Annotated in this window: 10 protein-coding genes and 2 pseudogenes; 8 read left to right on the forward strand and 4 right to left on the reverse strand. The window is 72.6% G+C overall.

All coding sequences use genetic code 11. The features are described 5' to 3' along the window. The first annotated feature begins 62 nt into the window (after positions 1 to 62). The 5 genes from pdhA (at position 63) to ACFWBD_RS24265 (ending at position 6,053) form a co-directional block, all read left to right on the forward strand. On the forward strand, positions 63 to 1,208 hold the full coding sequence (pdhA, locus tag ACFWBD_RS24245) for a pyruvate dehydrogenase (acetyl-transferring) E1 component subunit alpha (protein ID WP_385670364.1): 1,146 nt from the start codon (positions 63 to 65) through the stop codon (positions 1,206 to 1,208). Further along, the gene (locus ACFWBD_RS24250) at positions 1,205 to 2,209 is read left to right on the forward strand and encodes an alpha-ketoacid dehydrogenase subunit beta (RefSeq protein ID WP_385670367.1); all 1,005 of its coding nucleotides are present in this window, start codon (positions 1,205 to 1,207) and stop codon (positions 2,207 to 2,209) included. The genes pdhA and ACFWBD_RS24250 overlap by 4 nt, the downstream gene beginning before the upstream one ends. Beyond that, positions 2,209 to 3,576 (forward strand): dihydrolipoamide acetyltransferase family protein, encoded by a 1,368-nt coding sequence (locus ACFWBD_RS24255; protein ID WP_385670370.1) that lies wholly within the window; start codon positions 2,209 to 2,211, stop codon positions 3,574 to 3,576. Before ACFWBD_RS24250 ends, ACFWBD_RS24255 begins: the two co-directional genes overlap by 1 nt. 81 nt (positions 3,577 to 3,657) lie before the next feature. After that, complete coding sequence (locus tag ACFWBD_RS24260; protein WP_385670373.1) at positions 3,658 to 4,623, forward strand: NTP transferase domain-containing protein; 966 nt, start codon at positions 3,658 to 3,660, stop codon at positions 4,621 to 4,623. Continuing rightward, positions 4,620 to 6,053 (forward strand): molybdopterin molybdotransferase MoeA, encoded by a 1,434-nt coding sequence (locus ACFWBD_RS24265; RefSeq protein ID WP_385670376.1) that lies wholly within the window; start codon positions 4,620 to 4,622, stop codon positions 6,051 to 6,053. The genes ACFWBD_RS24260 and ACFWBD_RS24265 overlap by 4 nt, the downstream gene beginning before the upstream one ends. A 104-nt stretch (positions 6,054 to 6,157) precedes the next feature. Here the strand turns inward: ACFWBD_RS24265 and ACFWBD_RS24270 are convergent, their stop codons facing one another. After that, positions 6,158 to 7,276, reverse strand: a complete 1,119-nt coding sequence (locus tag ACFWBD_RS24270; protein WP_385670379.1) for a potassium channel family protein — start codon at positions 7,274 to 7,276, stop codon at positions 6,158 to 6,160. 120 nt (positions 7,277 to 7,396) lie between these two features. Between ACFWBD_RS24270 and ACFWBD_RS24275 the strand changes: the two are divergent. Further along, positions 7,397 to 8,095, forward strand: a pseudogene (locus ACFWBD_RS24275) (potassium channel family protein); the annotation flags it as partial. A 30-nt stretch (positions 8,096 to 8,125) separates the two neighbouring features. Here ACFWBD_RS24275 and ACFWBD_RS24280 read toward each other — a convergent pair. Further along, positions 8,126 to 8,311: pseudogene (locus tag ACFWBD_RS24280) on the reverse strand (ABC transporter permease); the annotation flags it as partial. A gap of 134 nt (positions 8,312 to 8,445) precedes the next feature. Here ACFWBD_RS24280 and ACFWBD_RS24285 point away from each other — a divergent pair. Further along, positions 8,446 to 9,438, forward strand: a complete 993-nt coding sequence (locus ACFWBD_RS24285; RefSeq protein ID WP_385670382.1) for an NAD(P)H-quinone oxidoreductase — start codon at positions 8,446 to 8,448, stop codon at positions 9,436 to 9,438. A gap of 11 nt (positions 9,439 to 9,449) precedes the next feature. Here the strand turns inward: ACFWBD_RS24285 and ACFWBD_RS24290 are convergent, their stop codons facing one another. Further along, positions 9,450 to 9,971 (reverse strand): hypothetical protein, encoded by a 522-nt coding sequence (locus ACFWBD_RS24290; protein WP_385670385.1) that lies wholly within the window; start codon positions 9,969 to 9,971, stop codon positions 9,450 to 9,452. Between the two features lie 163 nt (positions 9,972 to 10,134). Between ACFWBD_RS24290 and ACFWBD_RS24295 the strand changes: the two genes are divergently transcribed. Beyond that, positions 10,135 to 10,680 (forward strand): bacterial proteasome activator family protein, encoded by a 546-nt coding sequence (locus ACFWBD_RS24295; RefSeq protein WP_171402121.1) that lies wholly within the window; start codon positions 10,135 to 10,137, stop codon positions 10,678 to 10,680. Between the two features lie 83 nt (positions 10,681 to 10,763). Here the strand turns inward: ACFWBD_RS24295 and ACFWBD_RS24300 are convergent, their stop codons facing one another. Beyond that, positions 10,764 to 12,401, reverse strand: coding sequence for a protein kinase (locus ACFWBD_RS24300; protein WP_385670388.1), 1,638 nt, complete (start codon positions 12,399 to 12,401; stop codon positions 10,764 to 10,766). Between the last annotated feature and the right edge of the window lie 287 nt (positions 12,402 to 12,688).

A 12,688-nucleotide genomic window follows, 5' to 3' on the forward strand; every position in this document is an offset into this window, starting at 1 on the left:
TAGGTGAGGCGCATCACAACCGACGCGCCTCCCGTAGCCGCTCCCCACGAGGAGGTGCCGTCATGACGGTCATGGAACAGCGGGGCGCGTACCGGCCGACTCCGCCGCCGGCCTGGCAGCCCCGTACCGACCCCGCGCCGCTGCTGCCCGACGCGGAGCCGTACCGCGTCCTCGGCACCGACGCGGCCGCGCAGGCCGACCCGGAGCTGCTGCGCCGGCTGTACGCCCAGCTGGTGCGCGGCCGCCGCTACAACGTGCAGGCCACCGCCCTCACCAAGCAGGGCAGACTCGCCGTCTACCCGTCCAGCACCGGCCAGGAAGCCTGCGAGGTCGCCGCCGCGCTCGCCCTCCAGGAGCGGGACTGGCTCTTCCCCAGCTACCGCGACACCCTCGCCGTCGTCGCGCGCGGTGTGGACCCCATCGAGGCCCTCACGCTGCTGCGCGGCGACTGGCACACCGGCTACGACCCCTACGAGCACCGTGTGGCGCCGCTGAGCACCCCGCTCGCCACCCAGCTCCCGCACGCCGTGGGCCTCGCACACGCCGCCCGCCTCAAGGGCGACGACGTGGTCGCGCTCGCCATGGTCGGCGACGGCGGCACCAGCGAGGGCGACTTCCACGAGGCGCTGAACTTCGCCGCCGTCTGGCAGGCCCCGGTCGTCTTCCTCGTGCAGAACAACGGCTTCGCGATCTCCGTACCGCTCGCCAAGCAGACCGCCGCCCCCTCTCTGGCCCACAAGGCCGTCGGGTACGGCATGCCGGGCCGCCTGGTCGACGGCAACGACGCGGCCGCCGTGCACGAGGTGCTGACCGACGCCGTACGGCACGCGCGCGAGGGGGGCGGCCCCACCCTCGTGGAGGCGGTGACCTACCGCATCGAGGCGCACACCAACGCCGACGACGCCACCCGCTACCGCGGCGACGCCGAGGTCGAGACCTGGCGCGAACACGACCCGATCCTGCTGCTGGAGCGCGAACTCACCGCGCGCGGGCTGCTCGACGAGGACGCGAAGCAGTCCGCGCGGGACGCCGCCGAGGCGATGGCCGCCGACCTGCGCGCCCGTATGAACCAGGACGCGGTCCTCGACCCCATGGACCTGTTCGCCCACGTGTACGCCGAACCCACCCCCCAACTGCGGGAACAGCGGGCCCTGCTGCGGGCGGAGCTCGAGGCCGAGCACGCCGACCAGGAGGGTACGCACCGATGACCACCGTCGCCCTCAAGCCCGCCACCATGGCGCAGGCACTCACCCGCGCACTGCGGGACGCGATGGCAGCCGACCCGTCCGTGCACGTCCTGGGCGAGGACGTGGGCACCCTCGGCGGCGTCTTCCGGGTCACCGACGGGCTCGCCGCGGAGTTCGGCGAGGACCGCTGCACGGACACCCCGCTCGCCGAGGCGGGCATCCTCGGCACGGCCGTCGGCATGGCGATGTACGGACTGCGGCCGGTCGTGGAGATGCAGTTCGACGCCTTCGCCTACCCGGCGTTCGAGCAGCTCATCAGCCATGTCGCCCGCATGCGCAACCGCACCCGCGGCCGTATGCCCCTGCCGATCACCGTCCGGGTGCCCTACGGCGGCGGCATCGGAGGCGTCGAGCATCACAGCGACTCCTCCGAGGCGTACTACATGGCGACCCCGGGCCTCCACGTCGTCACGCCCGCCACGGTCGCCGACGCCTACGGACTGCTGCGCGCAGCCATCGCCTCCGACGACCCGGTAGTCGTCCTCGAACCCAAGCGTCTGTACTGGTCCAAGGACTCCTGGAACCCGGAGGAACCGCAGAGTGTCGAACCGATCGGCCGCGCGGTGGTGCGGCGCACGGGCCGGAGCGCCACACTGATCACCTACGGGCCGTCGGTGCCGGTCTGCCTCGAAGCCGCCGAGGCGGCGCGCGCCGAGGGCTGGGACCTCGAGGTGCTCGACCTGCGCTCCCTGGTGCCCTTCGACGACGAGACGGTCTGCGCCTCGGTGCGGCGGACCGGCCGCGCGGTCGTCGTCCACGAGTCGGGCTCCTTCGGCGGCCCGGGCGGGGAGATCGCGGCACGCGTCACGGAGCGCTGCTTCCACCACCTGGAGGCACCGGTGCTGCGCGTCGCAGGCTTCGACCTCCCGTATCCGCCGCCGATGCTGGAGCGCCACCACCTGCCCGGCGTCGACCGCATCCTGGACGCCGTGGCGCGGTTGCAGTGGGAGGCGGACAACTGATGGCACAGGTGCTGGAGTTCAAGCTCCCCGACCTCGGGGAGGGACTCACCGAGGCGGAGATCGTCCGCTGGCTGGTCCAGGTCGGTGATGTCGTCGCGGTCGACCAGCCGGTCGTCGAGGTCGAGACGGCCAAGGCGATGGTCGAGGTGCCCTGCCCCTACGGCGGTGTGGTCACCGCCCGCTTCGGCGAGGAGGGCACCGAACTGCCCGTCGGCGCCCCGCTGATCACGGTCGCGGTCGGCGCGCCGGTCTCCGGCGGCCCGGACGTTCCCGCCAAGGGTGCCGAGGGGTCCGGCAACGTGCTCGTCGGTTACGGCACCTCGGAGGCGCCCGCGCGCAGGCGCCGGATCCGGTCGGCGCGACCGGAACCCGCCGCTTCCGTGCCCGCCGCCGCGCCAGCTGCGCCAGTCGCGTCCGCCGTGCCCGCCGCGCTCGCACCGGCGGCCCCGGTTCTCCCGGTCCCCCCGGCCGGGGCGACCGACCGCTCCGCCGGCCCCGTCCCCGTGATCTCCCCCCTGGTGCGCAGACTCGCCCGGGAGAACAATCTGGACCTGCGGGAGCTCACGGGCTCCGGGCCCGAAGGGCTGATCCTGCGGGCGGACGTGGAGAACGTGCTGCGGGGGGCCGTCCCCCGGGAACAGGCGGCACAGTCGTCGCCCGGGTCCTCCGCTCCCACCGGAAGCCGGCGTGTCCCCCTCAAGGGCGTTCGCGGCGCCGTCGCCGACAAGCTCTCCCGCAGCCGGCGCGAGATCCCCGACGCGACCTGCTGGGTGGACGCCGACGCGACGGAACTGATGCGTGCCCGGGCAGCGATGAACGCGTCCGGCGGACCGAAGATCTCCCTTCTGGCCCTGCTCGCCCGTATCTGCACCGCGGCGCTGGCCCGCTTCCCCGAGCTCAACTCCACCGTCGACCTGGCGGCCCGGGAGGTCGTCCAGTTCGACCACGTCCACCTCGGCTTCGCCGCGCAGACCGAGCGGGGACTCGTCGTGCCCGTCGTCCGCGACGCGCACGCCCGGGACGCCGAGGGACTCACCGCGGAGTTCACCCGGCTCACCGAGGCGGCCCGGGACGGCCGTCTCACCCCCGCCGACCTGACCGGCGGCACCTTCACCCTGAACAACTACGGGGTGTTCGGAGTCGACGGCTCCACGCCGATCATCAACCACCCCGAGGCGGCCATGCTCGGTGTCGGCCGCATCATCCCCAAGCCGTGGGTGCACGAGGGCGAGCTGGCGGTGCGCCAGGTCGTCCAGCTCTCGCTCACCTTCGACCACCGGGTGTGCGACGGCGGAACGGCCGGCGGCTTCCTGCGCTACGTGGCGGACTGCGTGGAAGCGCCGGCGGTGCTGTTGCGCACCCTGTGATTGCGGGCGTGCCCCGGTGATTCCCGCCTTTCCCGTGATCGGGCGGGCCCGCATCCCCGGGGCGGCCCGCATACTCGGGGGGTGACCTCGAACGAGCCCGCCGCCCACGACGCCGTCGTGCTCGCCGGTGGCGGCGCCCGCCGGCTCGGCGGCGCCGACAAGCCGGGTGTACGGGTGGGCGGGCGCGCGCTGCTCGACCGGGTGCTCGGCGCCTGCGCCGACGCGCGCACCACCGTCGTCGTCGCCGACCCCCGCCCCACCGCGCGGCCCGTGCGCTGGGCACGCGAGGACCCGCCCGGCGCGGGACCCGTCGCCGCGCTCGACGCCGGACTGCGCCACACCGCGGCGGACGACGTCCTCGTCCTCTCCGCCGATCTGCCCTTCCTCGCGGCGGACACCGTACGGCGACTGCTGACCGCCCTGCGCGCCGGCGCGGCCGAGGGCGTGCTGCTCACCGACGCCGACGGCCGTGAGCAGCCGCTCGTCGCCGCGTACCGCACGGCCGCCCTGCGCCGCGAACTGGCGGTGCTCACCGCCGGCGAAGGCGGCCTCACCGGACTGCCGCTACGCCGGCTGACCGCCGGACTCGACCTCACCCGCGTCCCCGACCCGGTCGCGTCGTTCGACTGCGACACCTGGGACGACATCGCCGCCGCCAGGGCACGTATCAGGGAGCATGACCACGTGTTGGATGAATGGATTTCCGCAGTCAAGGACGAGCTGGGCATCGACCTCGACGTCGACACCGGCGCCCTCCTCGACCTCGCCCGCGACGCCGCTCACGGGGTGGCCAGGCCCGCGGCCCCGCTGACCACCTTCCTGGTCGGCTATGCGGCGGCGCAGGCCCAGGGAGGCCCCGAAGCCGTGGCCGAGGCCGCCCGCAAGGCCGCCGCACTGGCGCTGCGCTGGGCGGAGGAGGCCGACCAGGAGAAGGCGGAACAAGGGAAGGCGGAACAAGGGAAGGCGGAACAAGGGAAGGCGGAACAAGGGAAGGCGGAGCAGCAGCAGGCCGACAAGCCCGGCGGCTCCGGACCGGACGCCGGATGACCGCCCGCGGTACCCGGCAGGGCCTCGACGCCGAGGACCTCGACGTCGAGGAGGCGCTCGCCCTCGTGAAGGACGGCAACGGCACCGCCCGCCCGGCCGGCGGTCACAGCCCCGCACAGCGCGAGGGCGGCGGCCACGGCACTCCGCCTTCACCCTCCCCCTCCCACACCTCCCCGTCCCCGTCCCCGGAGGCCGGTCACCGGGGAGAGGCCGCCGAGCACCGCCACCGGGCGACATCCTGGCCCGAGGCCCGGACGATCGCCGCCCGCGCCGCACGGTCCGGCGCCGCCCGCCTCGCCCCCGTCTCCGTGACCCTCGGCGACGCCCTCGGCCTCGTTCTGGCCGCCCCCCTGACGGCCCTCACCGACCTGCCGTCCTTCGACACCTCGGCGATGGACGGGTGGGCGGTCGCCGGTCCCGGCCCCTGGCACGTACGAAAAGAGGGCGTGCTGGCCGGGAGCGCGACGCCCGCGCCCCTGGCCGACGGCGAGGCCGTACGGATCGCCACCGGCGCGCGGATCCCCTCGGACACCACCGCGGTGCTGCGCAGCGAGCACGGCCGGACCGACGACAACGGACGGCTGCACCCGACCCGCGAGATGCAGCACGGCCAGGACATCCGCCCGCGGGGTCAGGAGTGCCGCAACGGGGATCAGCTGTTGCGTGCCGGGGCGGTGGTGACCCCGGCCGTCCTCGGCCTCGCAGCGGCCGCCGGGTACGACACGCTGGCAGCCGTCCCCCGGCCCCGGGTCGAGGTGCTCGTCCTGGGCGACGAACTGCTCACCGAGGGCCGCCCGCACGACGGCCTCATCCGGGACGCGCTCGGTCCGATGCTGCCGCCGTGGCTGCGGGCGCTGGGCGCCGAGGTCACCTCCGTACGCCGGCTCGGCGACGACGCGAAGGCCCTGCACAAAGCCATCACCGCCTCCGGCGCCGATCTCGTCGTCACCACCGGGGGCACCGCCTCGGGGCCCGTCGACCACGTGCACCCCATTCTGCGCCGACTCGACGCCGAACTCCTCGTCGACGGCGTCAAGGTGCGCCCCGGTCACCCGATGCTGCTGGCCCGCCTCAAGGAGGACCAGCACCTCGTCGGCCTGCCCGGCAACCCCCTCGCGGCCGTCTCCGGGCTGCTCACGCTCGCCGAGCCGCTGCTGCGCACCCTCGCCGCCCGACCGGCTCCCGAGCCGTACGCGCTGCCGCTGAGGCAATCGGTGCACGGGCACCCGTACGACACCCGGCTCATCCCGGTCGTCCTGCGGGGTGACCATGCCGTGCCGCTGCACTACAACGGCCCGGCCATGCTGCGGGGTATCGCGGCGGCCGACGCCCTCGCCGTCGTACCGCCGGGCGGCGCCCGCGCCGGTCAGGAGGCCGAGCTCCTCGACCTGCCGTGGGCGACGGCCGGGATCGACGCCTGTTTCACGTGAAACAGTCCTGCCTCAACCGCACTTACCCGTGTTTCACGTGAAACCGACCGAGCTTGTCCCCGCTCGCCCCTCGCCCCTCGCCCCCGGTTTCACGTGAAACATCGTCATGCCTGCTCAGGCGCCGGGACGGCTCGGCTGACCGTGATCACGCGGTCCCCCAGTTGGAGACGGGTGAGCCGGGGGTCGGTGTAATCCAGCAGTTCCTTGCCCCGGACGACGGCCACGACCAGGTCGGCGCAGCTGCGTGGCGCCTTGCCGATCTCCGCTTTGCCGACCGGCCGCTCGATGAGGTCCAGGCCGTTGCCGAGGGTCATCAGGTTTTCCAGGGTCCTGGCCACGGTCGGGCTGACCATCGAGACGCCGAGCAGCCGTCCGGCGGAGCTGGAGCTGGTGATCACGGTATCCGCACCGCTCTGCTTGAGCAGCGGCACGTTCTCGTCCTCGCGGGCGGCCACGACGATCGTCGCGCGCCGGTTCAGCTGCCGGGCGGTGAGGGTGACCAGGGCGGCCGTGTCGTCGCGCTGCGGGGCGACGATCACCCGGGTGGCGGTCTGGACCTCGGCCTTGAGGAGCGTCTCGGAGCGGGTGGCGTCCCCGGTCACCGACACCAGACCGTCGTCGCCGGCGGCGAGCGCGGACTTGCGCTGGGCGTCCACGATGACGATCCGGTCCTTGGGAATGCCCTGTCCGACGAGGGTCTCCACCGCGTGGCGGCCCTTCGTGCCGTATCCGACGACCACTACGTGGTTGCTGGTGCGGGCCCGCCAGCGGTGGACGCGGACCTGCTGACGGGTGCGCTCGGTGAGCACCTCCAGGGTGGTGCCGACCAGGATGATCAGGAACACCACGCGCAATGGCGTGATGACGAGGATGTTGACGAGCCGGGCCGTGTCACTGACCGGGGTGATGTCGCCGTATCCGGTGGTGGAGAGCGTGACCGTGGCGTAATAGGCGGCGTCGAGGAGACTGACGGAGCCGTCCGAGTTGTCGTTGTAGCCGTCGCGGTCGGCGTAGACGATCAGCGTGGTGACGGCCAGCACCAGCAGGCCCATGGCGAGCCGCCGCAGTACCTGCTGGAGCGGGGGAACGCCGATGCGCATGGGCATGGTGATGGAACGGCCCGCCTCCGCGTCGTCGCGGGCCTCGCTGCGCGAGCGGTACCAGAGGGACCTGAAGAGGGAGAGTCTGGCCGGGCCGGCCGGCTGTCGTTCGTGGTCCTTCATCGTGTGCCCCCTGTGACGGTGATCCGATCGGTGGGCACCATGGTTCCCGGCGGGCTCGTACCCGTCATGAAGCAACACGTGTCCATGAGTCCACAGATATTCATGATCCCGGAGGTCCCCTTGCGCGACCACACTGTCGTCGTCGGCTTCGGCACGAAGGGACGGTCCGCGATCCGGACGGCCTGTGCGGCGGGCCTGCGCAGGGAACAGGTCGTGGTGATCGATCCCAGTGCGAAGGTGATCGACGCGGCGACGGCCGAGGGCTACGAGGGCGTGGTCGGGGACGCCACCCGCAGTGATGTGCTGCGGCGGGCCGAGGTGCAGCGGGCGGGGCGGATCGTGATCGCGACCCAGCGGGACGACACGGCCGTCCTCGTGGCGCTGACGGCCCGCCAGCTCAACCCCGGGGCGAAGATCGTGGCGGCGGTCCGTGAGGAGGAGAACGCCCCGCTGCTCAGGCAGTCGGGCGCCGACGAGGTCATCACCAGCGCCGGTGCGGCCGGCCGGCTCCTCGGCCTGTCCGTGCTCAGTCCGGCGGCGGGCCGGGTCATGGAGGACCTCATCCAGCAGGGCGACGGGCTGGACCTCGTCGAACGGCCCGTCACCAAGGCCGAGGCGGGCCGGGGACCGCGTGAGACGGACGACCTGGTGGTGAGCGTCGTCCGCGGGCACCGTGTTCTCGCCTACGACGACCCGGCGATCGGCGTGCTGGAACCGACGGACCGGGTGGTCACGATCGTGCGGGTGGGCCCGGCCCGTACCCGGGGCCCCCTCGGGACCCCCGGTATGCCCGGGGTCCCGCCGCTCCCGCCGGCCTGAGGCGCATGCCCTCGGGCGGGGGCGTCGGCGCTACTTGCGGTTGTAGAGCCGCATCGTCACCGGCCCGAAGACCAGCACGAACAGGCAGGCCCATCCCAGCGACCAGGCGATCTCGGCACCGGGCCAGTCACCCGCCATCGGTCCCCGCACCGCCGAGGCCGGATGGGTGAACGGGCTGTTGTTGACGAACGCCTGAAGCCGGCCCGGCATTCCGCGTACTTGGGCTACGCACGGGGAGACCTTGGCCGTCGCCCGAACTCATCGGTGACGGATCCTGATCTTCCCGGTGTCACCGACTCAGCCGCGGATCATGATCGGGAGCGAGGAGGGGGAGGAGTAGCGTCCCCTTCATGCATGCGATCACGATTCCCGAACCTGGTGGTCCCGAGGCGCTGGTGTGGGGCGAGGTCCCCGATCCCGTACCCGGCACGGGCGAGGTCCTGGTCGAGGTGGTGGCCGGCGCCGTCAACCGGGCCGACATCCTTCAACGGCAGGGCTTCTACGATCCGCCGCCCGGCGCCTCCCGCTACCCCGGCCTGGAGTGCTCCGGCCGGATCGTCGAGGTCGGCTCCGGGGTGTCCGGCTGGTCCGTCGGCGACGAGGTGTGCGCGCTGCTCGCGGGCGGCGGATACGCGGAGAAGGTCGCCGTACCGGCCGGTCAGCTGCTGCCGGTGCCGGACGGCGTCGATCTGCGGCGGGCCGCCGCGCTCCCCGAGGTGACCAGCACCGTCTGGTCGAACGTCTTCATGATCGCCCACCTCCGTCCCGGCGAGACGCTGCTGGTGCACGGCGGCTCCAGCGGTATCGGGACCATGGCGATCCAGCTGGCCAAGGCCGTCGGCGCCAGGGTCGCCGTCACCGCGGGCACCAAGGAGAAGCTGGACCAGTGCGCCGAGCTGGGCGCGGACATCCTGATCAACTACCGCGAGCAGGACTTCGTCGCCGAGCTGAAGCAGGCCACGGACGGCGCGGGCGCCGACGTCATCCTCGACAACATGGGCGCGAAGTACCTGGACCGCAACGTCCAGGCGCTCGCCGTCAACGGCCGCCTCGCGATCATCGGTATGCAGGGCGGCAGCAAGGCCGAGCTGAACATCGGCGCCCTCCTCGGCAAGCGCGCGGCGATCAGCGCGACCTCGCTGCGGGCCCGCCCCCTGGAGGAGAAGACGGCCATCGTGGCGGCCGTACGCGAACACGTCTGGCCGCTGCTCGCCGCCGGCCACGTCCGCCCCGTCGTCGACCGCGAAGTCCCGATGAGCGAGGCGGCCGAGGCCCACCGGATCGTCGAGGCCAGCAGCCACGTCGGCAAGGTGCTGCTGGTCACGCCCGAGGACAGGGTCTAGAGGCGGCGGCCTCAGGTGCGGCGCAGCCGCAGGGCGGCCAGGGCGAGGGCGATGCCGAGGCCGATGAGGACGAGGCCGCTGCCGAGCGGCAGGATCTGAAGCACCGGGCCGTCGGCCCGCTCCGGCTGCGCCACGGCCCGCCGCACGGCGTCCCGCGGCGCACCCGGGGGCACGGGAGCGGCGGCCTCCGGCGAGTCGGACGCGGCGGTGTCGTCGGAGAGGTCGCCGTCGCCGCTCCCCTCGCCGGCGTCCTCGCCCTCCGTGTCCGGTGCCTCCTCGTCCGCTTCCTCGTCCTCCTCCACGTGGTCGCCGGCCCGTCCGGGCCGCTGGCGTCCCTCGCCCGCCCGGCTGCCCGCCCGTTCCGGCTCGGGGGAGGAGGGGGCGGGGGTGGCGGACGCCGACACGGAGACGTACGACGCGGCGGCCGTGTACGACGAGACGCCCCCGTGGGGCAGCACGAGCACGCCCAGCACGCCCACTCCGACGCCCATGCCGGCCCGCATCGCGCACAACGCCTGCTGCCATGGAGTCACGTCCGTGACCCCCTCCCGGTGCCCAGTCGCCAAGAAAAGACGCAATAAGCCTCACATCAGGGATCTACCGCCGCATTCCGGACTCCGCCGAACGGAAACAGTGGATCACCCTTCCCGGGGGGTGCCACGATGATGAGGTGGGGACGTGCGAGAGAATGACGGCATGGAGATGCCGAGGAACGAAAGGTCGCCGGAGAACGCCCAGAAGATCCTGGTCGTAGGTCAGGACGGCATGGCGCTCGGTGACATCGACGCTGACGACGACTCCCGTGAGATCCCGGTGACCGAACAGGTCGAGCAGCCGGCGAAGGTCATGCGGATCGGCAGCATGATCAAGCAGCTCCTCGAGGAGGTACGCGCGGCTCCCCTGGACGAGGCGAGCCGGGTCCGGCTGAAGGAGATCCACTCGAGCTCGGTGAAGGAGCTGGAAGACGGCCTGGCGCCGGAGCTGGTCGAGGAGCTGGAGCGGCTCTCCCTGCCGTTCAACGAGGACTCGACCCCGAGCGACGCGGAACTGCGCATCGCGCAGGCCCAGTTGGTCGGCTGGCTGGAGGGCCTCTTCCACGGCATCCAGACCACGCTCTTCGCCCAGCAGATGGCCGCGCGCGCCCAGTTGGAGCAGATGCGTCGCGCGCTGCCGCCGGGAGTGAGCCACGAGGGCGTCGACGACCCGCGCGCGGGCGGCCGTTCGGGCGGGCCGTACCTCTAGGACGCCGGCCGGTTGTCCGTAGCCGTACATATGAGAAGGGCCCGGCGTTCGGCGCCGGGCCCTTCTCCCATGACGTCAGGCGGTCACGACGCCGGGTTGCCCGTGGAGACCTTGAGCTGGATCTCCGGCATGTCCTTCGGGTCGACGTCCGTCCCGGCGGCGGGGAACTGGTCCATGACCGCCCCGTCGCCGTAGGTGTTCTCGTCGACCTTCACGATCTTGATCGACCAGCCGGCGGCCTGGAAGCACTCCTTGACCGAGGCGATGTACTTGAACTTGAAGTTCGGCACCCGGATCTTGTCGGGGTCGTTGTACGACTCCTGCGGCTCGGAGCACTCCGTCGACTCGATCGTCTTGGAGGTGTCGGGCGCCCGGTAGTCCGCCGCCTTCGTCGCCGACGGCGAGGAACTGGTGCCACCGCCCTTGGCGTCGTCGTCATCGCCTGCGCCCACCGCGAGGCTGGCGAGGAGGCCGCCGACCGCCACCACGGCGACGACGGCCGAGCCGATGAGCACCGCCTTGCTGCTCCTGCCGTTACCGCCGCCGCCCGAGGACACCGTGGTGGACGGCTGCGGGCTGAGGTTGTACGCGGGCGGGGTGTGCGGGGCCTGCTGGTGGCCGTAGGCCGGAGCGGGCGTCTGGTAGCCCTGCTGCGGGTAGCCGTAGGAGGCGGCCGGCGTCGGGGTGCCGTACGGGTTCGGGGTCGGCGCGGGCTGGTAGGGCGTCTGGACGCCGGCCTGGGGCGCCGGGGTGCCCTGGCCGATCGGCGGGAACACCGCGGAACCGACGCCCGCGCCGCTGGATGTCGGCGCGCCCGGGACGATGCTCGGCGGGGCCGGCTGGAAGGAGGCGGCGACCCGCAGGCACTCGTCGCGCATGGCGACAGCGGTCGGAAAGCGCTCGTTCGGGTTCTTCTTCAGCGCGCGGGCGATCAGCGCGTCGACGGCCGGCGGCAGCGCCCGGTTGATCGAGGAAGGAGCCACCGGCTCCTCCTGCACGTGCGCGTACGCGATCGCAAGCGGCGAATCGGCCTCGAACGGCAGCCGCCCGGTGACCAGTTGGAACAGCATGATGCCGACCGAGTACAGGTCGGACCGGGCGTCCACCGCACGCCCCAGGGCCTGTTCGGGCGAGAGGTACTGCGGGGTGCCGACGACCATGCCGGTCTGCGTCATCGAGGTGACCCCGGACTGCATCGCGCGCGCGATGCCGAAGTCCATCACCTTGACCACGCCGCGCTTGGTCATCATCACGTTGCCGGGCTTGATGTCGCGGTGGACGAGCCCCATCTCGTGGCTGATCTCCAGTGCCGCCAGCACGTCCGCGGTGATCTTCAGCGCCTTGTCGGCGGGCATCGCGCCCTGCTGCCGTACGTCCTCGTCGAGCACCGAACCGAGCGGGCGGCCCTCGATGTACTCCATGACGATGTAGGGGGTCGTCAGCCCCTCGACATCGTCCTCGCCGGTGTCGAAGACGGAGACGATGTTGGTGTGCGTGAGCTTGGCCACGGCCTGGGCCTCGCGGCGGAAGCGCTCGCGGAAGGCCTGCTCGCGGCCGAGTTCGGTGTGCAGGGTCTTCACCGCGACCTGACGGTCGAGCACGGCGTCGTACGCGAGGTGCACCGAGGCCATGCCGCCCTCGCCGAGCAAGTCGCGCAGCTGATACCGGCCGGCGGCGAGCGCCCGCCCCGCGTACCGGCCCTGCGCGCCGTCCTGGCTCATCTTCTGCGTCCCCCGTAGGCCCTCAGGCGCCGTTGACTGTCGTTGATCGAAAGTGCTATTCCCGGCCAAGTCTGCCGTAGGGCACTGACACGTCAAGCTCGGTGCCCGTTCCGTGACCCTACGAGAAAGAAGCGTCGCGGAAGCGTTACAGGTGCCGTACTGCCGGTACACAGAATTTGCACGTCGGTACGGCGTGCAGGTTTGATGACCGGTCCGTCCCGGACCGGCGCCCGGGCCCGCCCCGGGCGATGTTCCGGGGATCGTGCCGGGCCGGAGGCTTGCGCGGA

This window comes from Streptomyces sp. NPDC060002 (genome assembly GCF_042737245.1).
Lineage (GTDB): Bacteria > Actinomycetota > Actinomycetes > Streptomycetales > Streptomycetaceae > Streptomyces.